A 21,031-nucleotide genomic window follows, 5' to 3' on the forward strand; every position below is an offset into this window, starting at 1 on the left:
TATACCCGGGTCTCAGCATACGACTAAAATCTACATTTGCAGAAATGTTACACCCAACTTCCAGGGTGCAATCGCTCTACGAATGGTTGTTAGTGAAAAAAGGGTCGCCGCATGAAGTCTAACCTTTTTCGAATTAAGGAGTAGGGTATGGTCCCGTTCTATGATTGGTGCGACTCGGCTGACATGCCATTAGGTAATCACCATGTTCGTGTCATGACGGGCCGGCCAGGAGATATTGCGACTGGCATTCAGATGACAGCTAGGGCTATCCCCGCCCACTACACTACAGAGGAGCGGATTGCCGCCGCGCTTGCGAAGTTGGGTAAGACAGCAGCTGCTCATATGCTCAACGATCTCCTTCCGCAAACTGCGCAGATTAGGTCGGGTGACCTTGGCGAGATCTATGCAACAGAATGGATTGATGCGTACAGCGGTTATCGCGCGCCTATCAAAAGACTGCGCTGGAAGGATCATCGCAATATGGCAATGCGCGGCGATGATGTCATCGGTATGCTTCTCGACGCTGAAACACAGCGACTCAGCTTCCTGAAAACAGAAGCTAAAAGCCGTATTAACCTGCGCGCTCAAACGCTTGAGGAGGCTCGGAGCGGCTTAGATAAGGATAGCGGCCTTCCCTCGTCGCATGCGTTATCTTTTATCTCGGCCAGACTTATGGAGATAGGCACCGATGCACCGCTCGTAGACGCAATCGACGAGGCGCTCTACCGGCACGGTATCCCGCCCGAGAGCGTTAAACATCTACTCTTCACGTTTTCAGGTAACCCACCACAGACGCTGCTAACGCAGGCGCTACAGGCCTATCCTGGCCCGATTGGGCAATGGGGTGTCGGTTTGCATATCGACAACCATGCTGCTTTTGTCGGAGCCGTCTACGATCGAGTAATTGCCGATGCCAACAACCCCTGATGCTATCATTGCTGCTATAACGGACGCGGCGACGGTCGGCTTTCGCGGCAGGCTCATTGCACGAGGTCAGGCACGTGCAATGATCTGGCGTGACGGTGTTCTTCCTCCTGGTGCGCCGGATTTCTCGGCTCAACTCAGCTTCGATCTTCACAGTTACGCGTATGGTTTGCTTGGACTAGGTCTGCGCCTTTTAGAGTCAGATGGCGATCCGAATCAAGCACGGATCGCATTCGAACAGGCGGCGACAGCGCTTGAGTCGGTCATGGCCAACGGCAATCGCGAAGAAGCTGATCGCGATTTCCATTTCCTCCTTGCTGCTGCCAGTTATCACCTCGCGCACCTTTCTGCCCGGGCCTATTCCCTCCTCGCAATTGTGGCCGATGAAGCAAATTTCTCGCCGATCGAGCATGCGCTCACTCTGTTGATACGCCGAGATATCAATTCGCTGCGTACACGCGTATATACCTTTCGTCTCGATGGTCGTGGATCTGATGCGACCATTACGACATTCTTACAGCAGCATCTTACTGAGTCCATCGTTGCCGATGCGGCGGAACGAGATGGAAAGGACTTTCTTTTCGAAGGCCTGAATCTCGCACTGACAGATGTTTTCTTCGGTGCCTTTTCGATGTTCCTGCTCGCCCTAGATCGCGGTGAATATATTCTTCTCGAAAGAGCGATCGCCCAGCTTCGTGAAAACCTCGACATCTGCGGGGAGCTGAACCTTATACCGCAATGGTGGGTGCACCGAATTGCTATCCATCTGCTTAACGATTTCTGGTCGAACACCTTCCACGAAAAAGTTCCGCTGCTTCCCGCTGGCGGCGTTGCCCCTTCGTGGCCTGTCCTTCGTGAACTCTTCATTGGCTTGCTCGCTCGACGCCCAAGGGCAGAGGTCGACTTGTGGCCGTCGCAGATTGAAGCGGCATCGCGAGCTGTCAACCAGACCGACAACCTCGTTGTTTCGTTGCCGACCAGCGCAGGTAAGACCCGCATCGCTGAATTGTCTATTCTGAGATGTTTAGCCGGTGGGCGGCGTGCCATTGTCGTGACCCCGCTTCGCGCTCTATCAGCGCAAACCGAAGCCACACTTCAGCGTACCTTCGGGCCTCTCGGCAAGACCATTTCTGCCCTTTATGGCAGCATCGGGGTGTCCGGCTTCGACGAAGATGCCATCCGCGGGCGTGATATTGTTGTCGCAACCCCAGAGAAGCTCGATTTCGCCTTGAGGAACGATCCGTCACTGCTCGACGATGTGGGCTTGCTCGTTTTCGATGAGGGCCATATGATTGGTTCAGGTGAGCGCGAAGTTCGTTACGAGGTTCAGATTCAGCGCCTCTTACGTCGTCAGGACGCAGATCAACGCCGCATAGTCTGTCTATCGGCAATTCTTCCGGACGGAGATCAAATGGAAGACTTCTCGGCGTGGCTACGGCGCGATCAACCGGGAGGTCCCATTAAGAACGATTGGCGCCCGACGCGTTTGCGGTTCGGCGAGGTCACCTGGAATTCGCCGACAGCGCGCCTAAATCTTCGCGTTGGTGAGGAAAGGCCATTTGTGCCCAGATTTCTCACTGGTGCGGCACCGCCGCTGTTCGTACCACCGAAGAAGCGTCGCAATCGACTCTTTCCGGACAATCAGCAGGAGTTGAGCCTTGCAACCGCATGGCGTCTAGTCAGAGATGGTCAGACAGTGTTGATCTATTGCCCAGAGCGCCGCAGCGTCGAACCATTTGCCAAGGTCATCGTTGACTTACATTCGCGCGGTGCACTCGAGTCTTTGCTAACAGTCGAATTGACCACTTTGCAGATCGCTATTGCACTCGGTGAGGAATGGCTTGGGACAGACAGCTATATTCTGAAATGCCTTCGGCTTGGTGTGGCTCTTCACCATGGTGCCTTGCCGACAGCTTATCGCAAGGAAATCGAGCGCCTTCTGCGAGAAGGTATACTCAAGGTCACGATCTCATCGCCGACTCTGGCGCAGGGACTCAATCTCTCGGCGACAGCGGTCGTCATGCATTCGCTCTACCGGCACGGTGAAATGATCAAGGTTTCGGAATTCAAGAATGTCATCGGCCGCGCAGGCCGTGCTTATATTGATGTAGAAGGCCTTGTTCTCTATCCCATCTTTGAAGATGTGAATAATAGGAAGCACAACAAATGGGTCAATCTGATAGAAGACCACGGTGCTCGTGAGATGGAAAGCGGGCTCATCCAGCTCATCTTCTCGCTGCTGAGCCGCATGCACTCCCACATTGGCGGTAATCTCGACCATTTGATCGACTATGTTGTCAATAATGCTGCTGCATGGGTCTTCCCAGAGGTTGCCGGTGAAAAGGTTGATGAGCGAGAGCAGGCGCTGAAAGAGTGGGATCGCCATATGGCGACACTAGATACCGCCATTCTCAGTCTCATTGGTGAGGCCGATGTACCCGATGATCAGATCGAGACCGCTCTCGACAGTATTCTCCAATCTTCACTCTGGCAACGCCGCCTGCTGCGTGTTAACGACGAATCACGGGCTGCCTATCGCACCGCGCTGTTTACTCGGAGCCGTTATATCTGGGCGAATTCGACTGCCGTCACACGGCGTGGCTATTTTCTGGCTGGGCTTGGTCTTGAAGCTGGACGTGCGCTGGATGTAATTGCACCGGAGGCGAACAATCTTCTCATGCAAGCTAATGCAGCCTTGGTTGTATCAGATCATGAGGCTGCAATCACTGCGATCACAGATATCGCCGAACGCGTGTTCACCTTTTATCCGTTTGAACCAGACACACTCCCGGCGAATTGGCGTGAAATCCTCAGAGGTTGGCTGCTTGGGCATCCCTTGGCAATGATGATCGCCGGAGAGGAGGTAGACGCATTGCAATTTATTGAGGGCGGTCTGGGCTATCGTCTTCCTTGGGCTATGGAGGCGTTGCGGGTACGTGCCGCCGCCAACGGTGATACCGTTGGCATGCCTGCACTAGCGTTGGAAGACTATGAACTCGGCCTTGCTGTTCCAGCTGTCGAAACGGGGACGATGAACTGCTCAGCCTCAATACTGATCCAGGCGGGTTTTAATTCACGACTGGCGGCCATCAAAGCCGTCACCGATACGGCTGCTAACTTCACGAACGGGGTGGAATTGCGCGATTGGTTGCGTTCACCTGGTCTCGCTGTCTATTCGGCACAACCAAACTGGCCAACGGCCGAAGCTCGGACTATATGGCTCGAATTCATCCAGGAATTTGCTCCGTCAGACAACCTTTCTTGGGCGCGGCGAGATTATCTTGGAAACGTCAATTGGTTCGATGTTCCGGCGCCTTCCGGAACTCCAGTCGGTCTCTTTCATTGGAACGGACAACCGCTAGTGCTTGCACCAGATGGGCACGCGATTGGTCTGCTACAACACCCTCTTAACCTTAATCGGCGAGGTCTTGTGCGAGCGACGGTCGCTATGAATAACGGCCAGATCAATCTGAGCTATCTCGGCCCTGATGATTTGTGGGTAGTTGCGAAGCCACATTAAGATAGACTGCTATAAAGGAATTAGCTGGGGATCCCTGTGGTAGAGCACGGTTTTCACCATATGTTCAAACATGTTAGGATTTAAATTTTAAACCACGCCACCCATAGCCGCGCTATCTTGCCATTTTGCGGCAACTGCTGGGATAATGCGGTGGCCGAATCGTTCTTCAGTTCGCTGAAAAAAGAACGGATCAGGAAACACATCTATATAACCTGGGATATGGCCCGGGCGTATATCTTCGATTACATTGAAATGTTCTACAACTGGGCCCGACGCCACAGTCATCTCGGCGGTGTCAGTCCTGAGGCCTTCGAATAGGCCTCGTCGTGAAGACATAATTTATCTACGGGCGTGGGGGCAGCCCAATGGACCGAGAATTCTGAATACTGACGTGGCGGATAACAGCCATGTGGCGTTCCTTCGAAATTCACGAAAGTTGCATTTACATCGAAATTACAGGAATTATGACACACACTTTCTGATTTAAATGTGATGCAATAGGTATGAAGGTTTGATTGAAGAAACGTTTAGATGAGGTCCTAAAGCTTCTTCACCCATCGTTTTGCATACGGGCAACTATCACCAATCTTCCTTCCTTGCCGGTAAATCAAACTCTTTATTATTTCTCTCTATACGTTTCTGTTCGATAAAGAACAGATCAGCCAGGGTTTTAGGGGTTTTACCAATTAGCATTTGCTCATTAATTAGCTTAATAATCCGACATAATGGGTTATTCTGATCATCAGAAATCAGGGAAACCAGTTTTTTCTCGCCCTGAGCCTTAATAGCATCAGTTTCAAGAGCCTCAAGCACAATAAGAGCTTCTTCCTGTTCTTTTAAAGCCAGCATGAAGCGTGGATTTGCTTCAGTCAGCTTACGGAGTTGAATGATTTCTTCTCGCTTGCTTGATAAACGCCGTGATGCTTCCTCCGCTTCACCAAGACGTCCTGTAAGAGAGAAGTAGCCACAAGGCAGGCCAGACTGACACTTAAGCGCATAAGGGCAACCCCAGCGAACTACGTCCCTCGTACAGGCTCCAAATCCAAGAGGATGTAGTTTTGCATGGCGTTCCAGCAGCGACTTCGCTTTATCAGCCAATTTTTGTTGTACTAACTTGTCATGCGCACGTTTGAGTTCAGGCAGGAAATTATCAGACATTGTGCCAGCTATATAGTCAGCAACCTCAGCAGTTGTTTCACCAAAAGTCTGCATGTTCTGCTTTAGGTTATGTTCTATGTTGAACTCAGGATTTATCATTAGTGAGGTTGTTAATTTAACGTTTGCAACACCTGTATTTTTTACCGTCTTAGAAGACCGTGATAGAGCTGCCATTCTGCGGCTAACCTCAGTTCTGGGGGAGGGTAGGTTGACCGGAATGCAGGGCTTCTGCTGCGGAGTAAAGAGTGATAGCTGGAAACTCTTCGTGAGAGCTTGATTGTTCTCATTATAAGCCTTTTCCAGCATATTGATTGCTAGAGAAGCGGTCTGGTAGGACTGTGATTCGGCCTGATGCTGATAGTGTTTATTCTGGGTGATATCAACACGCCCCATTAGGATGGCCTGAATATGATCCGTCACTCCAGCGATTGCCAAGAATGTATTTATGTTATGTCTTGGCACATGCTTTTTGATAATGACACGGGACCCATCATCTTCAAAAAGATTAAAGTGATCAAAGATAGATTTTCGGTTTTGTGTTCCGCCTAACCACGCCTCTATTGAATTTTCATCAAGTGGAAAAATATGTTGCAATGAAACAAAATCTTTACCAATTCCAAATGCACCTTCCGGCATGATGAACATCAGGTCTTCATAATTGAAGTGTTCCCAGTCACCATTGTTTTTGGCTGAAATTATGCACTGGTGCCCAGGCTCGAAGTTTTTTGCTTGAGCGTAACGCTGATAGACATAATCATTCAACTGTTCTTTAGTGAAGTACCAGCTGTTCTTCTGTTTATGAACGGGTATTACCTTAGGTTTATGTCCACTAAAGTTCGCAATGGAATTCCGAATACTCTTTCCAAGATCATTCCTAGAGCCACCAGAACCACTAAACATGATGTCTTCAAGATAATTTTGTTCAATCCATTCATCAGGATAATCAGCGATCTTATCTGGGAGCAGGTTAGTGAAATTAGAATCTCTGAAGCCCTGAATCGTTTTACGAAACCCCAAGGTCAATTCTTGAACAGATTTATAAATCATCTCAACGACAGAATAAGTGCTTGGCGCCAGCCAATGGATCCGCCATCCAGCCTTTTTCGCACCAAGATACTCAATACCCAACCTGTAAGTAGGCCAGTCTTGATCTATTGCGTGCTGACGTTTTTCTTTATCCGTGATTTCTCGCTTAACCAAAGAAGTCATTTTCAGCAACATTATTTCTTGGAAACGGAAACCGCAAATAATTGTGAGTAATAGCATATTGTAAAAGATACGCTGATAACTATTCTCAGCTAAAGCGATCAACTCAATAACACACATAAATGCACGGATTGATATGAGTCTTTCATCATCAGTTTGCTCAGGGGTGGCTTCTTGCGCTTTCTTCCTTTCTTTAGTGCTGTTAGAACCATTTCGACAAGGATACTTATTTTTGACTTCAATATTAACTAAGAAAAGATCATATTGACGTAGTAAAGCAATGGCCTTTACTGCAATATCGCAATAGTCACTGACATTATCAGGACTGTCAGAATTCTCATGATGCCGCTCCATCGCTGCATGAATAATATCGGAAGTCAGATACATTGGGTGCGTTTGACTTGTTTTTTTTACCATTTCCCAATACCAGCGCTTCATCACCTGTAATGGTTTATCTAGTGTAGAACCTGATGGTAATCCGCCAGTGATACACACCAGATGCATGTGATAAGCTCGCATAAAATCCTGAAACTCCGAAGAAATATTCATTTGTGAGAGCCCCTTAACACGACTAGAAACTTCGTCCCACTTAAAGCCGCGATCTTTTGTTTCTTTAAGCCATGCAACACCTTTCTCACCAAAATGCCAGGAACCGGCATTCCACTCCAATTGCCCAACAGCATTGTAGGCAACAAGACGCTCTTCAAATTTTGCTTTATATTTCTCTATATAAATAAGAAGATTATCCGCCTGTTTATTAAGTATTGTTATTTGCGTAGTCATCGTTTAAATAGCCCTCCGGACGTTTGCCATTTCAATGCGAGCCATAACCTGATTTACATGCTGTTTCAGCCGCACTAATTCCTTGAGAAGTGGATGATTTAAAACGCCAGCATCATCGGCAACATCACGGACATTTTGGATTTCATCATTCAGAGAAAGAAATACTTTTTTATGGTTTCCATCTATAAATGGTTTGAAATACAGGCAACCGTAACATCCACGACCCTGTGCAAAGGGGCACATGTCTTCTTCATAATTACATCCACCGAGATGGTAATGAAGTTGCCCACCAATTGACCCTGCAACATTGCGGCCTTCCCATTCGCTGCTGTGAACCAAATTCCCAGTCAACATGAGTGCCATCATGTTCTTAAACACAGGGTTGCGACCCAAAGCTGCCTCACGAATATCAGCCATCTCAGGGGTGGCTGCAATGTATCGATCTGCAACAACATAAGAGGATTGACCCAATATATAAGCTATCTCAGGAGCACTGGCACCACTCATTGCCATTGAGTGACCAACATTGTGACGAAAGAGGCTTGCGGTATATACAGGTAGTTGATAATCATCGTTTTTTACTGCCTCCTGAATCTCCTGTGGTGAAAATCTGAAAAGCATTTTCTTTAATGACGCTTCCACCATCTTCATTGAAGATACTATGATGGAAAACATTGGGTCGGTATCACCAATTCCAACTAGGTACTTATACAGTAAGATTAACTTTCCAAGTTCTTCCGGAATTGCAACTCGAACTCGATCGATAGTTAGTTTTGACTTTTTGGCATATGGCACAAGTACTGAATAACGCATCCCGTACTTATTCTCGGTATCAACGATAAAATCGCCTCCGGAAAGTTTACCGATCTGTACAGGTCTGGCCCCAATGTAATATACAATGCCAATAATAATGCAGTCCCGTAATGTATCAATTTTAATAGTTTTCTTTACAGTTTCCAGATGAATGTTTTTATTTTCTTCAACATCAATTTTTGGACATAGTTTAGATGCCCAACGTTGAATGCCATTTTCTATCATTAGGCATACTTCTTCTGGTATAACGAGGTCTAGGTTTTGGTAGCGAGCCCAGTTATTGTTCCTAGGGCGTGGCACTTCCAGCAATAGATCTTCCAGCTCATTACTGTCATCCTTACTTTCGAAGAATCCACTACGATCAAGTTTTCGTAACGCATAGAGGGTGTAATAGAACTGACTGCTGTCTGAGTGATTTCGCTCAGTCTTCGCAACCAGCATTTGCATTTTTTCAATAAGGCTTTCGCGAGTGATAACCTCAATTTGTTTGAAAGTTGTTGCGACAAACTGAGCAAATTTATCAGCAATACTTGCCGAGTTCTCATTAATGTACGCGATCGTTAAGTATTTCAAGAGCTTGAGTGAAACTGGTGATAAATCACAAAAGTATTTACCAGTTGAGAATAATATAGCCACATTATTACCTGAGAATCTGTATCGCCAATCATCATGTAGATATAAATATCGGTCATCAAATTCTGTTGCATTTATTAAAAACAATCGTGTAGGGAACTGAATATTTTCAATCCATTCAAGTTGTTCTTTTTTAAAGTGAAGGGGAGAAATTTTAAATAAATCGCCCCCGGTGATATCGCTCTCAGTTGAATAGATCTTTGAATGTGAATTCTTCGTCATAAACATTATCTTCTAGCAAGTTGTAGGTTTTTGTTTGCGAAATGTTTGTTCCTGGGGAAGCTAAATGCATATCTGAATGTTTCGTACGTTTATAGTTGCTCTGGTTACTCACCACTTCAATAAACCGCTTGGCATATCTTAATGGAACTTTACTGGTCAGTGACCAGCCGCCTAAAGCACGAAGTTGTTCAATAGCTGGTTCGAGTACTCCATTCATCCTTGCTCGAATACCATAGTCTTGCGCCAGTATTAGTGATTCACTCAGGAGACTATTGTAAATAAACTCAAGAGTGATGTTAGCCCAAGTATGTCGCCCAACGTGTGGTGTTATATTAACCATATTATTAATAATCTTATTACTTTCCGCACGATAATGAGGGAATAGGGCAATGAATGCCGGATCAATTTTTTCCTTATAAAATGTTCTAATTGCATCGTAAGTTAATGGAGTTAACCTACCTGAGCCTTTAATAAAAACAAATTCATGGTCATCAATTTTTTTCTCTTCAAATAATGGGGACCGATATTGCTCCATATAAATGGTAAACATAATGAAGTCATCTTCGGTCAGTTCGATTTGTCGCTGTGAATGCTCAGTCTTGAGTGAAGGTTGTTGTTTCCTTGGATCAACTACATCATCTGGTAGATTTTGTACAATCAGGATGAAACGAATGTTACCTCGTGAGTCTGGAAGGGTTGGCCCCACGCAATCCTTCAACAACAATTGAACTTCACCAACACGTAAGCCATAGTTAAACATTAACCGGTGGATAAGGTAGTTACGGTATTGTTGAAATCCTGAATCGAATGGGTTTTGGGGATTAACCACGGCCGTGAATAATTCGCCGGTCTCGATATCTGAAAATTCAGGAGTGGAGGGGATTAGCATGTTCGTTAGTTCGACACTTTGCTGACTGGTGATACTTTTGTATCGGTGTGCGGGTTCGTTCCTGGATACTTCAACTCTGTTGAAGACCTTAATTCTGTCAGCGAGATCTCTGTGGTTCGCCTGGTTAATCTGGTGAGCTTCAACAGGTGACATATCCTGGTATGCCAGATTCATATATCTATAGTTGAGATACTTAAGGAATCGGCCAACGTTTCTGACGTGGTTACCATAGGTGGACTTGTTGGTTCTGGAGAGTGCAGAATGTAAAAACCCGGTAGAGATTATGTCGGTCTCGTCACTCAGGTGCTGCTTCCCGAGCAGGTAAGTAAAGAAGCCATCAAGCTCCCTAATAAAACAGGAGATATTGTAGCCAGACCGATAGAAATCGTAGTCAAATGTTCGTTTGTGCTTCTTAAAGTAATAGACGTAAAAGAAACGCAGCGAACACAGAATGTTTTCTTGAGTCCCCAGATGTTTCTTGCTCAGTTCATTCATTCCATAAATTGTGGCGAACATGACCGGTAGGGTAGTCACATCATCAACTATGAGATGAGTTCTCTGGTTGTTCCTCGATAAATGTAAGATGGAATATGCCATGAACTTAGCGGATGCCCCGTAATTTTTGCGTTATGAAGTCATCGTAAGTCCACAACTAAACTTTGGCAACTGACTGATTCATCGGTAAGTTCCTGAAAGAGAGGAACTCATGAACTTAAGAACAAACCCACCATATTTAACATAATATACATTATGCGCACCAAGATAAGATAAGGCACAATCCAGTGTTTAATCAGTCTCATTTGTGCTGACCGTTTTCACAGGCAAAAAGGATTTCTTTAAGGTTCGTCGGATACACCGTTTCTACCGTTTCTGCAAGCAGATTCACCAGGCTTCTGGTTCTCGGAGCATATGCACAATATTTGAGGGGCTCATGATCCAGCCACCCTTAAACCCTTCGGGCAAGAGTTCGACGCTGTCACAACGGATCACCCCACTTTCTTCAACATGCTTCATGGCTAATGGATAATCGGGTGTGAACAGCTCAAGCCAGATCTCGGCCTGGCTCAATCCTGGAGCTTCGTCAATCCACAGTCGGTTTGGCCCAAGCACAAAGCCGGTCGCCGGGGGTTTGTCCATAATTTCAGGCAGCCCAATAGTCGTTCGGTAAAAATCGAGTGTCTGTTGATACTGATGTGGCGGGACTTTCATCGCAATATCAATCCCACCTTTGATTTCAGTTTTCATCAGGATTTACCTCTTTCAGAAATGGTGTGAATGAGTAAGCTTGGTATAAACCAGGAATCTATCAACCCCAGTAGAAACGCCAAAGCTATGCCCGATGAAGAGCAAATGTCTTAACTCGGGCGTATCCAGAATCCGATAGACAAATGGCCTCAACCAGAATTATTTTACTAATGTTTATAATGTTACTTCACTTAGAAGCTGAGTTAATAAATGCGCCGTAAAAATATTAATGATTATCAAGCTTTTATCGCAGTAGCCCGAGAAAAAAGCTTCACAAAAGCGGCCGCTCAGTTAGGTGTATCACAGTCAGCGCTGAGCTACACCGTAAGGACTCTTGAAGCAGATCTTGGCCTTCGTCTTCTTACCCGTACCACGCGTAGCGTTTCTGTGACAGAAGCTGGCGAGCGCTTACTTTCTCGTATAGGACCACATTTTGACGAAATAGAAAGTGAGATCGCCGCACTCAGCGGATTGCGAGAAAAACCAGCCGGTACCGTGCGCATTACTGCCGTTGAACACGCAGCCGATACAATTCTCTGGCCTAAACTCGCCCCGATGATGCTCGAATATCCCGATATCAACATTGAAATTATCAGCGAGTACGGACTCAAAGATATTGTCGCGGAACGTTATGATGCTGGAGTTCGGTTGGGCGAACAGGTCGATATGGATATGGTTTCCCTGCCGCTTGCCAGGGACTTCCGTTTTGCCGTGGTCGGAGCGCCCTCTTATTTCAAGCAAATAAACCATCCGATAACGCCTCGTGATTTAAACGACCACAGCTGTATCAAATTACGCCTGCCCACGCATGGCGGATTCTATACATGGGAGTTTCGCAAAGATGGGAATGAAATTAAGGTCCGTATTGATGGGCGAGCAACTTTCAGCACAATAAATATGATGAGGCAGGCCGCCCTTGACGGACTGGGACTTGCTTATCTGCCGCTAGATACCGTGGCGAATTACCTTGAAAACGGGATGTTAGTGCAGGTGCTGGCAGACTGGTGTCCACCGCGTCCCCCCTATCATCTTTATTACCCCAGCCGCCTGCAGCATTCTCCGGCATTTGCACTTGTGCTCGAAGCGCTCCGCAAACAAAACCTTTGAGTCCTGTCTGTTTCAATCAATTTAGAACGCAGTGCTCATAACCCTATTAAGAAAACCTCCTTCTAAGCCCATGCGAAATTAAGCATCTAATTTCTGAATACTAAAGAGATTAAGATGGCCGCTGAAACAATCTATGTTCTCTCAGCGGCCAGGGCCGTCATCATCTGAATGAAGGAGTCTTGCAATGAGTATAAAAACAGCTGGGTTAAGCCGCCGTAATTTTATACTGACGAGTTCAGTGGCCTCAGCAGGATTACTGATGGCGGGTCACGCTTCTGCCCTGCTCTCACCTACACCTAATACATCTGGCACCACTACACACGTAGATGGCATCACAGTCAGCAGTGTTCTGTTCCGTAACAATGAGATAATGATGTCCGGAAACATCTACGTGCCCCCGGATTTCAGCGAAAACCGTCAATACGCCGCAATTGTCGTTGTCCACCCAGGCAGTGGTATTACGATTAAAGCGTCGATGACGGAACGCCGAGTCAAAGCGCTGGCAACGGTCAGTGCCGTAGATGTTGGAGCGGCGACCCGTAAAGGCTGGGAGGGAACGACATCAGAATCAGAACTCATTCCGACTCTGGAGGCGGTTGCTAAACAACGCACAGTCGAAGCAACAGGCGGCGCACTGGTTTATGTTAACTATGTTCCAAAACTGGGAGATACCAGTTCCCCAAAAGATCTTCAGGAAGCTGCGGAATACTATCTGACCGAACGCGGTAAATATCCGACTTCTACCAATCAAATGCTGATGACAAGTATCAGTACGCTGGCATCTTTTACCGGCTTTGAAGGGGCGGATGTCTATTTAACACAGCCACTTCTGATTGTAGCCGGTAGCAAAGCTGGCTCGCTCTGGCACAGCCAGGAATTGCACAACACTGCGGCTTCTGTCCAAAAAACGCTGCATATCATCCCCGGCGCGACGCATATGGACCTCTATGATGGTCAGGGTGCAACGGTTGCAGCCAGTCAACTGGTTCCTTTCTTCAAGAATTATCTCGCACAGGTATAACTATCCATGAAACAAACTCCATTACTTGAAAGATTTGCGCTCGGTAAAGGTGTGACTCTGCGTAACCGTATTGTTATGGCACCGATGACGACCTGGGCCGGTCATGATGACGGCACGGTATCTCACGAGGAAGAAGCATATTATCGCCGACGCGTTCAGGATATCGGGCTGGTGATTACTGGCTGTACGCATGTTCAGGAAAATGGCATTGGATTTACGGGGGAATTTGCTGCCTGGGACGACAAATTCATTCCCGGTTTAAAGCGCCTTGCAACGGCTGCAAAAAGCGGTGGAGCACCGGCAATCTTACAAATTTTTCATGCAGGTGTGAAAACCAGCCCTGAACTGGTTTCAGATATCGTAGCCGCAAGCGCGGTTCCGGGGGATGCCGGTCCTTTCTCACCTTCGGTAACTCCTCGCGAACTGACCTGTACTGAAGTCGAAACTGTTATTCAGGCTTTCGCCGAAGCAACTCGCCGTGCGATAGAAGCAGGATTTGATGGTGTTGAGTTACATGGTGCCCATGGCTTTTTACTTCAGAACTTTTTCTCACCTCATTCCAACCGAAGAGAAGATCAATGGGGCGGATCTCTTGAAAAACGTATGCGTTTCCCACTCAGCGTCATAGAGAGTGTGCGCAAAACGATTGCTGAGCATGCAACCAGTCCCTTCCTGATGGGATACCGCATTTCACTGGATGAGCATTACGAAGATGGCTTGCGCATTGATGAGTCGCTTCAGCTGGTTGACAGCCTGATCGATAAAGGAATTGATTATCTTCATGTATCACTCGGTAATGCACTTAAAGCCAGGCCCGTTAATGCACCAAATGGACCCAAAGTCATCGAAATCGTGCGCGATCACCTTGCTGCACGGATACCTCTTATTGTTGCCGGGCAGTTGCGAACACCAGAGCAAGCCGAGGATGCTGTTAAAGCAGGGGTATCTTTGACGGCCGTAGGTCAGGGTATGGTGATGAACCCAGACTGGGTTAAGTTCGTAGATGGCAAAGCTGTAGGGAAAATTGCTCTCAATATCGCGGCATCTGACGTTGAGCAACTTGCTATACCCCAGAAACTCTGGCGTGTAATAGAGGAAACTACAGGCTGGTTTAACATCCGTTAACTTTATTTAAGTGGCCCGACATTTCATTCGGGCCGCTCTTTATTCACATGATGCTGCTTCTATTTGACTAAGAATATATGCAGCATATATTTTTAACGTCACAGGCGTTTTGAAATCATAAAAATCACCTTCATATTAGGTAATAGCATTCTTATCAATCAGGGAATAATATTTATTATCCTGAATACGTTGTAAGTTTCCATACAACACTTGTTCATAAATATGGAATTTCCCAATTCTTATCGCTTCCCGTGACTCATAGTTATCGAAATGATCATAAACTCCTCCAGGATATTTTCCCTTCAGTCCTCGGTTAGACCACTTATTCATTTTCATTTTCCACTCCAGAGGATAGTGAGAAAGAGGACAAACTATTTTTGCCCATGGATCGCAAACCAGTGCATTCTCGAGGATTTTTCCACTACGCATTGCCGGTTGGGTTCCTACTAAAACTAAACAGTGATCGACGGGTTTGGCAATCGCGATATTGAGCACTTTCAAATTCGAATGTGAAATTCTTTCTAATTCGCGTATATGTTCTGCCAGATAACAAAATGCAACCCTGGCATTTTCTCCGCAATTTCCTGCATTCTTTTTTCCATGGCGATAATCCTCTTCAACTTTCCGGTAAAGTTGATGTGAGGAAAGATTGAGATTTCTGTTGGCTCGCACCATTTCACTTCTCAGTCTGTCACCACCTAGTGAATGTAAGCGATATTTTTGCGGGTCTGTCTCAATGAGACCATCAATCATTCTTTTATCTGGATAAAACTTATTGGCGGATTTCATTGATAATCTTGAACGCGTGTAAAGCATTGCTTCAGTAAGCTTTGGCAAAAGCACATTCTGATAATGTTTAGTGTTCATAATGAAAATTACCTTTCCTTACCTGATTAAACTATCGGGCACTTAAATATTTTCAAACAATCATGATTTTTCAACCGACAACGTTCCAGTTCTTTAAGATATTCCCCCTAAGATTCAGATGAATATTTTTAATATTTCCTGACCAGTTTGGGCCACGGAAGTTTGCGTTATCAAACGACGACTTAGAAAAGCGACTGAGCCACTGGGGATTTAATTTCCCCCTACCAGAGTTGAGCGAAACTTCACCAGTATTCATTCTATTTACTGCACCAGAAATATTCGGATGAAATCCCATTTTCAAATAAAAACCCTGACTGTCATCCACCGGTACCAATGATGCTTTTTCAATCTGCATCTCAAGGCCATACTTTATCGCAGCAAATACCAAAATCTGTCCTAATCCGACATATTTGTTAGGATTTCCCCTGGTGGGAGTATTGGTATTACCATCCACATATATTGCTGATATATATAAATAATCTTCTTCCCCTGCTTCACTTTGCACAGATCAACGTCCCGCCGCAATATCCTCATATGCTGGCGTAACTAAGGAAAAATTCATAGCGTGTTCGTCATAATCTGGTGGTGTTTCTCTGTCCTCTACCAGATTGATAATGAGTGGTTTTTTACCTTGCGGATATCTTTCTATAAAATGCATAAACTTTTGACACCTGTGTTAATATTTTGATGATTTTATTTCGAATGGCGTAATTACAAATATGCTACTAATTAAAATAACTTAATTACCTGCTCTTTTATGATCTATCTCTGTGAACCAGAGGTCGCCCCACTCAAATATAACGGTTGCGCCCCCTGTTCTCTTTACAATGACAAGTCCATAACTTTTACACCTGGATTACATCTTTTCATTTTTTCGACTAACTGGTACAGTTTTTTGTTAGCCTGTATATGTCTTTCCCGGTCTGCACCATCTATTAACTTAGGTGCAACAAAAATTCCCTTTATTTTTATGTTACTTGTTGGAGGCAGTCCCTGATAAGTATTAATATTCGGACGACCAATAAGCAGGATCTCATTATGCCACTGATAATTAGTTTTCTTGAGAATATTATCTGGTGGTTGAATCTGATTGTAACCGCCAGGCGCAATGATCTCTTTCTTTTTAGATCTGCCCGCGAAAATATCGTCAGCAAGAGCGAAGCGATTAACGACCTGACCGTTATTCACACCCGCGTGATTAGGGAACCAGACATCACCACTGAATGTCCCCATGATGTTTTGCACCGGTACTTCCAGAATAAAACCGGCTTCAAAAAATAATCCTGATTGCGATATGACCGTGAACCCGGACAGACGGAACCCTCTCCGTACCTGATCCAGGTCAATTAATGAACTTGAAATAATATCCCAGGTTCTAAACACATCCCCGGCGGGTCTGGTCAGTAAAGGCGTGACCCCATTTTCAGGTGAAACTGTATGAATAATAAGTTGTTTTTTCTTATTACGTGTATCCCATTTCTTCAACGCCTTTACTTTATCAGCATCAGGCGACTTTAAGTGCGTTTTACCAAACATAATATAACTCCATTATAAGATGACTATTAATAATTGATTGAAATATTTTTTTCAGTTAGATAATTAAAGCGGCGTGAATTTAAGGCCTCGATTCTCTGTGAGACCTGTTTTAATAATGCCGAATTAATCTTATCGGTATTTTTGTTTTGCTGACTGAGCTGCCAGAGCAGTGTTTCAGCGGGAATACCGTTACGTTGCAGATCCTGACGTATCTGATATACCGCCGTTTTCAACTCCGACACGGTCATATACTGGCTGTGTTTTTTTTCAGCATTCAGTAATCGCGTCTCAAGTTCATCAAGATGTTTATTGGCCAGCACAAAACCATCCAGTGCCGGAATATCGCCTGCTTTTTCCTGCAAACTACGACGCCAGCGGGCACTGAATTCATTATCCGGATACGCCTTTTCCAGATGGTCAGACAATTTTCCTCCCTGACGAAGCAGTACGTCAGAGGGCTGTTGACTCAGCCAGTCGAGAACCGGCGCGACTTGCGCTAACACCGCTTCTTTATGCACGTTCAGGTCCGGTGCAGGAGCCTTATTCCAGGCTTCATCTAGCTGAAGCTCACTGTGCTGCAACGCCAGCAGCGGCGCACTGAGCCTTTCACTGAAACTCAGCGAATGAGAGGAGAGCCAGAGCGCCGCTGCCACGGCACAAAACGCGATACCCGCTGCCATTCCCCCGGCGGCCCACAATAACGGACGCGGACGGGATGCCGGAGCCAGCCGGATATCTGCCGGTTCAGCCTCGGGCAGAATATCGTTTACCGGCGCAGTGCTTTTTTTCTCACTCGCCAGTGGTAATGTATTTTCAGCCGTGACCGGAGCCGCTTTCACCACTTTAGTTTGTGCCGGATACGGTACAGAACGGCAGCGAACTTGCAGGAAATAATGCAGATTATTCAGGGAATCATGGCTGCGTGACTGCAAATTTTTAGACTGACTGCACAACACACCGATGCTTCGTTCAACCTGTCGCATTTCCGTGCTGTTTTCCGGCCCGTATTCCAGCGTATAAATGTGCGTCGCCACATTGGCATTAAACCAGTCGATCAATTGCTGACGATGTGCAACGGCGGCCACTGGCGGCCAGCAGCGCTGGCTGTTGTGGGTAAAGGCCGTAGACAGCAGATCGAGCGCCAGCGCCAGCCCTTTCCAGCTTTTCAGCCGCAGGTTGATCAGGCAAAACCACATGCCGCTTTGCAGGTCATAGCCGTATTCATGGAAAAGCTGAAAGCACCTTTCTTCCAGCGCATTCCAGTCCAGTCGCGCAGGGATGGAGCCACTCAGAGGGCTTAACTCACTGCTCAGCAACAGAAACGACTTACTGAGCCGCGGATCGTGTCCGTTTATTTTTAGCGCCCGCAAATTCACCCGGTTTTTCATGGTCATCCTTCTCCTGTCGTTCAGACGGGTTGCTTAACCGCTGCGCGTTTTACTGCGGGCTGCTTCGTCAGTGTGAGGAGTTCTTTACTGACGCCAAGTTGCAGGCGGATATCCGCTTTGCTTTCCAGCGCCAGCAGGCGGTCAGTCAGCAATGGCAGCACTTCGCGGTTGAGGACGGCATCAATTTCGCGTGCCCCGCTTTGCTCCACCTGACAGCGGCTGGCAATAAACTCCACCACTTTCTCGCTGTAGGTCAGGGAAGAATTGCCCTCACCCGCACCGCTAAAGCGCTTGCACACCTTATCGAGTTTGAGACGGATGATTTTTGCCAGCGTCTCGCCCACCACCGGCAGATAAGGGATCAGTTGCAAACGGCCCATCAGCGCCGGACGGAAGAACCGGTCGAATTCAGGACGCAGGAGTGTCGTCAGCGCGTTGTGATCGGTATTGCCCGCGGCGCAGGCCGTCATCACGCGATCGCTGGCCAGATTGCTGGTCAGAATAATCAGGGTGTTACGGAAATTGATTAGCTGGCCTTCGGCATCTTCCATCACGCCTTTATCAAACACCTGATAGAAGATTTCCATCACGTCAGGATGCGCTTTTTCGACTTCATCAAGCAGCACCACGCTGTACGGGCGACGGCGCACCGCTTCAGTCAGCACGCCACCCTGCCCGTAACCGACATATCCCGGCGGCGACCCTTTCAGACCGGAAACGGAATGGGCTTCCTGATATTCGGACATATTGATGGTGATTAAACTTTGTTCGCCACCGAACAGCAGCTCGGACAAAGCGAGCGCCGTTTCTGTTTTACCGACACCCGAAGGACCGGCCAGCATAAAGACGCCGGTCGGCTTAACAGGATCAGCAAGATTGGCGCGCCCGATGCGGATTTGTTGCGCAATGTCCGCTAAAGCATGAGACTGACCGATGACCCGCCCTTCAAGGCGCGTCACCAGGTCGCTGAGCTGCTGCTGCTCTTTTTCCATCATCCGGCCCAGCGGAATACCGGTCCAGCCGGCAATAACATCGGCGACGCAGACGGCATCCACGCAGTCATATACCAGCGCCTGATCCTTATGCATGTCGGCCAGTTGCGCGCGTAATGCGGCAATCTGCGCCACATCCTCCGCGGCATTAATCTGCGCCACGATGTCCTGCTGCTGATGCCAGAGCGGCAACAGCGCCTGCGCACTTTGGGTTAATTCTTTTTCACGCTGTTCCAGCCATGTCAGCCTTGTGGTGTTATCGCCTTCTTTGAGCAAGCTTTCCCGTTCGGTATGAATGTTTCTGATTAACGCATTGAGATCTTCGATCTCTTTAGGCTCATGGCATTGTGAAATCGCCACGCGGGCGCAGGCGGTATCCAGCAAACTGATAGATTTATCCGGCAGTTGTCGGCCCGAAATGTAGCGGCTGGACAGACGTACCGCTGCCACCAACGCGCTTTCCAGTATCTGCACGCCGTGGTGTTTGCTCAGCGCCGGTTTCAGAGAACGCAGCATCGCGGTAGCGGTCTCTTCATCAGGTTCCGCCACTTTGATCACCTGAAAACGACGCGCCAGTGCGGCATCTTTTTCAAAGTACTTTTTGTATTCCGCCCAGGTGGTGGCCGCTACCACACGCATTTCCCCACGCGCCAGCGCCGGTTTAAGCAGGTTCGCGGCATCGTTCTGCCCCGCCTGCCCGCCTGCCCCAATCAGGGTGTGCGCCTCATCAATAAACAAAATCACCGGCGACGGATAATCTTTCACTTCGCGCAATAAGGTCTGCAGACGATTTTCAAATTCTCCTTTCACACTGGCTCCGGCCTGTAACAGCCCCATATCCAGCGACAGAATCTCCATTGTCTTCAGCGCTTCCGGCACCGTGCCCTGCACGATACGTTGTGCCAGACCTTCGACCAGCGCGGTTTTGCCGACACCGGGTTCGCCGGTCAGCACCGGATTGTTTTGGCGGCGGCGCAACAGCACGTCAATTAACTGACGGATTTCCTGCTCGCGCCCCAGCGCCGGATCCAGTGTGGCAAGACGCGCCTGTTCGGTCAGATTGCGGGTGAACTTCATCACCGCGGAGTCGGCGTTGTGACTCACCGCCGCAGAATGACTGGCGTTGAGTGTCGGCGTGGAGGCATCACGCAACAATCGATCGGCACGCTCTGCCTCACACTGCAGCGCCTGCTGTAATGTCGGTGAAAGATGCAAATGATGGTCTTTGTCCCCGGCAATCAGGCTGCCGAGAAATGCCTCTACCGGCAGCTGAGTTTGCTGCCAGCAGGCACTGGCGTGAAGCCAGGATTTTTCGAGATGGTCGACCAGCAATTCCGACAATACCGGGCTGCGCGTATTGCCACTGCGCAGGTGATTAAGACTGGCTTGTAGTGCATCCATCAGCGCATCGCCGCGCAATCCGGCATTGAGGCAAAGTTGCTCGATAAGCGCTGGCTGTCGGGTCACCAGTGCAAGCAGCAAATGCTCAACGTCCACTTCGTGATGCGTGCGGCTGACGGCGAGGCTGATGGCGGCATCCAGACACTCGCGGGCGCCGACATTCATTTTCTCTACAATTTTTTTCAGATAGTTACCCATAAA

At 47.5% G+C, this 21,031-nt stretch carries 15 protein-coding genes and 1 pseudogene; 6 read left to right on the forward strand and 10 right to left on the reverse strand.

Features of this window, described 5'->3' with window-relative positions; all coding sequences use genetic code 11:
* Positions 1-147: 147 nt before the first annotated feature.
* From WBL83_RS11475 to WBL83_RS11485, 3 genes and pseudogenes are all read left to right on the forward strand, one after another.
* Positions 148-927: a Hachiman antiphage defense system protein HamA gene (locus WBL83_RS11475; RefSeq protein WP_160183566.1), complete on the forward strand. Its 780-nt coding sequence runs from the start codon at positions 148-150 to the stop codon at positions 925-927.
* Positions 911-4,444 (forward strand): DEAD/DEAH box helicase, encoded by a 3,534-nt coding sequence (locus tag WBL83_RS11480; protein ID WP_160183565.1) that lies wholly within the window; start codon positions 911-913, stop codon positions 4,442-4,444. The genes WBL83_RS11475 and WBL83_RS11480 overlap by 17 nt, the downstream gene beginning before the upstream one ends.
* 129 nt (positions 4,445-4,573) lie before the next feature.
* A pseudogene (locus WBL83_RS11485) lies at positions 4,574-4,762 on the forward strand (IS3 family transposase); the annotation flags it as partial.
* Positions 4,763-5,023: 261 nt separating this feature from the next.
* On the opposite strand, the gene WBL83_RS11490 reads toward WBL83_RS11485, so the two are convergent.
* The 4 genes from WBL83_RS11490 to WBL83_RS11505 form a co-directional block, all read right to left on the reverse strand.
* Positions 5,024-7,591 (reverse strand): hypothetical protein, encoded by a 2,568-nt coding sequence (locus WBL83_RS11490; RefSeq protein WP_424589261.1) that lies wholly within the window; start codon positions 7,589-7,591, stop codon positions 5,024-5,026.
* A gap of 3 nt (positions 7,592-7,594) precedes the next feature.
* Positions 7,595-9,259, reverse strand: coding sequence for a site-specific integrase (locus WBL83_RS11495; RefSeq protein WP_424589262.1), 1,665 nt, complete (start codon positions 9,257-9,259; stop codon positions 7,595-7,597).
* Positions 9,222-10,301, reverse strand: a complete 1,080-nt coding sequence (locus WBL83_RS11500; protein ID WP_424589263.1) for a site-specific integrase — start codon at positions 10,299-10,301, stop codon at positions 9,222-9,224. The genes WBL83_RS11495 and WBL83_RS11500 overlap by 38 nt, the downstream gene beginning before the upstream one ends.
* Before the next feature lie 729 nt (positions 10,302-11,030).
* A complete protein-coding gene (locus tag WBL83_RS11505; protein WP_424589264.1) occupies positions 11,031-11,393 on the reverse strand; it encodes a hypothetical protein in 363 nt (120 codons plus the stop codon).
* A gap of 210 nt (positions 11,394-11,603) precedes the next feature.
* On the opposite strand from WBL83_RS11505, the gene WBL83_RS11510 reads away from it, so the two are divergent.
* The 3 genes from WBL83_RS11510 (at position 11,604) to WBL83_RS11520 (ending at position 14,646) form a co-directional block, all read left to right on the forward strand.
* Positions 11,604-12,500 (forward strand): LysR family transcriptional regulator, encoded by an 897-nt coding sequence (locus WBL83_RS11510; RefSeq protein ID WP_424589265.1) that lies wholly within the window; start codon positions 11,604-11,606, stop codon positions 12,498-12,500.
* Between the two features lie 184 nt (positions 12,501-12,684).
* The gene (locus WBL83_RS11515; RefSeq protein ID WP_424589266.1) at positions 12,685-13,521 is read left to right on the forward strand and encodes an alpha/beta hydrolase; all 837 of its coding nucleotides are present in this window, start codon (positions 12,685-12,687) and stop codon (positions 13,519-13,521) included.
* A gap of 6 nt (positions 13,522-13,527) precedes the next feature.
* The gene (locus WBL83_RS11520) at positions 13,528-14,646 is read left to right on the forward strand and encodes an NADH-dependent flavin oxidoreductase (RefSeq protein WP_424589267.1); all 1,119 of its coding nucleotides are present in this window, start codon (positions 13,528-13,530) and stop codon (positions 14,644-14,646) included.
* Positions 14,647-14,781: 135 nt separating this feature from the next.
* On the opposite strand, the gene WBL83_RS11525 is transcribed toward WBL83_RS11520, so the two are convergent.
* The 6 genes from WBL83_RS11525 to tssH all read right to left on the reverse strand — a co-directional run bounded on the left by WBL83_RS11525 (position 14,782) and on the right by tssH (position 21,028).
* Entirely contained in the window at positions 14,782-15,513 is a 732-nt protein-coding gene (locus tag WBL83_RS11525; protein WP_424589268.1) for a hypothetical protein, read from the reverse strand.
* A gap of 70 nt (positions 15,514-15,583) precedes the next feature.
* Complete coding sequence (locus WBL83_RS11530; RefSeq protein ID WP_424589269.1) at positions 15,584-16,018, reverse strand: GNAT family N-acetyltransferase; 435 nt, start codon at positions 16,016-16,018, stop codon at positions 15,584-15,586.
* A 3-nt stretch (positions 16,019-16,021) separates the two neighbouring features.
* Positions 16,022-16,171 carry a hypothetical protein gene (locus tag WBL83_RS11535; RefSeq protein ID WP_424589270.1) on the reverse strand — a complete coding sequence of 50 codons (150 nt, stop codon included), beginning with the start codon at positions 16,169-16,171 and terminating at the stop codon, positions 16,022-16,024.
* 164 nt (positions 16,172-16,335) lie between these two features.
* Positions 16,336-17,049: a hypothetical protein gene (locus WBL83_RS11540; protein ID WP_424589271.1), complete on the reverse strand. Its 714-nt coding sequence runs from the start codon at positions 17,047-17,049 to the stop codon at positions 16,336-16,338.
* A 26-nt stretch (positions 17,050-17,075) separates the two neighbouring features.
* On the reverse strand, positions 17,076-18,443 hold the full coding sequence (locus tag WBL83_RS11545; RefSeq protein ID WP_424589272.1) for a VasL domain-containing protein: 1,368 nt from the start codon (positions 18,441-18,443) through the stop codon (positions 17,076-17,078).
* Between the two features lie 14 nt (positions 18,444-18,457).
* On the reverse strand, positions 18,458-21,028 hold the full coding sequence (gene tssH, locus WBL83_RS11550) for a type VI secretion system ATPase TssH (protein ID WP_424589376.1): 2,571 nt from the start codon (positions 21,026-21,028) through the stop codon (positions 18,458-18,460).
* Between the last annotated feature and the right edge of the window lie 3 nt (positions 21,029-21,031).

The sequence above is a fragment of the Buttiauxella sp. genome (genome assembly GCF_049686335.1).
Lineage (GTDB): Bacteria > Pseudomonadota > Gammaproteobacteria > Enterobacterales > Enterobacteriaceae > Buttiauxella.

Bases quoted from the DNA above. Each gene is read 5' to 3' on its own strand.
- WBL83_RS11475 (WP_160183566.1), top strand. From the start codon at position 148: ATGGTCCCGTTCTATGATTGGTGCGACTCGGCTGACATGCCATTAGGT.
- WBL83_RS11480 (WP_160183565.1), top strand. From the start codon at position 911: ATGCCAACAACCCCTGATGCTATCATTGCTGCTATAACGGACGCGGCG.
- WBL83_RS11490 (WP_424589261.1), bottom strand. From the start codon at position 7,591: ATGACTACGCAAATAACAATACTTAATAAACAGGCGGATAATCTTCTT.
- WBL83_RS11495 (WP_424589262.1), bottom strand. From the start codon at position 9,259: ATGACGAAGAATTCACATTCAAAGATCTATTCAACTGAGAGCGATATC.
- WBL83_RS11500 (WP_424589263.1), bottom strand. From the start codon at position 10,301: ATGTCACCTGTTGAAGCTCACCAGATTAACCAGGCGAACCACAGAGAT.
- WBL83_RS11505 (WP_424589264.1), bottom strand. From the start codon at position 11,393: ATGAAAACTGAAATCAAAGGTGGGATTGATATTGCGATGAAAGTCCCG.
- WBL83_RS11510 (WP_424589265.1), top strand. From the start codon at position 11,604: ATGCGCCGTAAAAATATTAATGATTATCAAGCTTTTATCGCAGTAGCC.
- WBL83_RS11515 (WP_424589266.1), top strand. From the start codon at position 12,685: ATGAGTATAAAAACAGCTGGGTTAAGCCGCCGTAATTTTATACTGACG.
- WBL83_RS11520 (WP_424589267.1), top strand. From the start codon at position 13,528: ATGAAACAAACTCCATTACTTGAAAGATTTGCGCTCGGTAAAGGTGTG.
- WBL83_RS11525 (WP_424589268.1), bottom strand. From the start codon at position 15,513: ATGAACACTAAACATTATCAGAATGTGCTTTTGCCAAAGCTTACTGAA.
- WBL83_RS11535 (WP_424589270.1), bottom strand. From the start codon at position 16,171: ATGCATTTTATAGAAAGATATCCGCAAGGTAAAAAACCACTCATTATC.
- WBL83_RS11540 (WP_424589271.1), bottom strand. From the start codon at position 17,049: ATGTTTGGTAAAACGCACTTAAAGTCGCCTGATGCTGATAAAGTAAAG.
- WBL83_RS11545 (WP_424589272.1), bottom strand. From the start codon at position 18,443: ATGACCATGAAAAACCGGGTGAATTTGCGGGCGCTAAAAATAAACGGA.
- tssH (WP_424589376.1), bottom strand. From the start codon at position 21,028: ATGGGTAACTATCTGAAAAAAATTGTAGAGAAAATGAATGTCGGCGCC.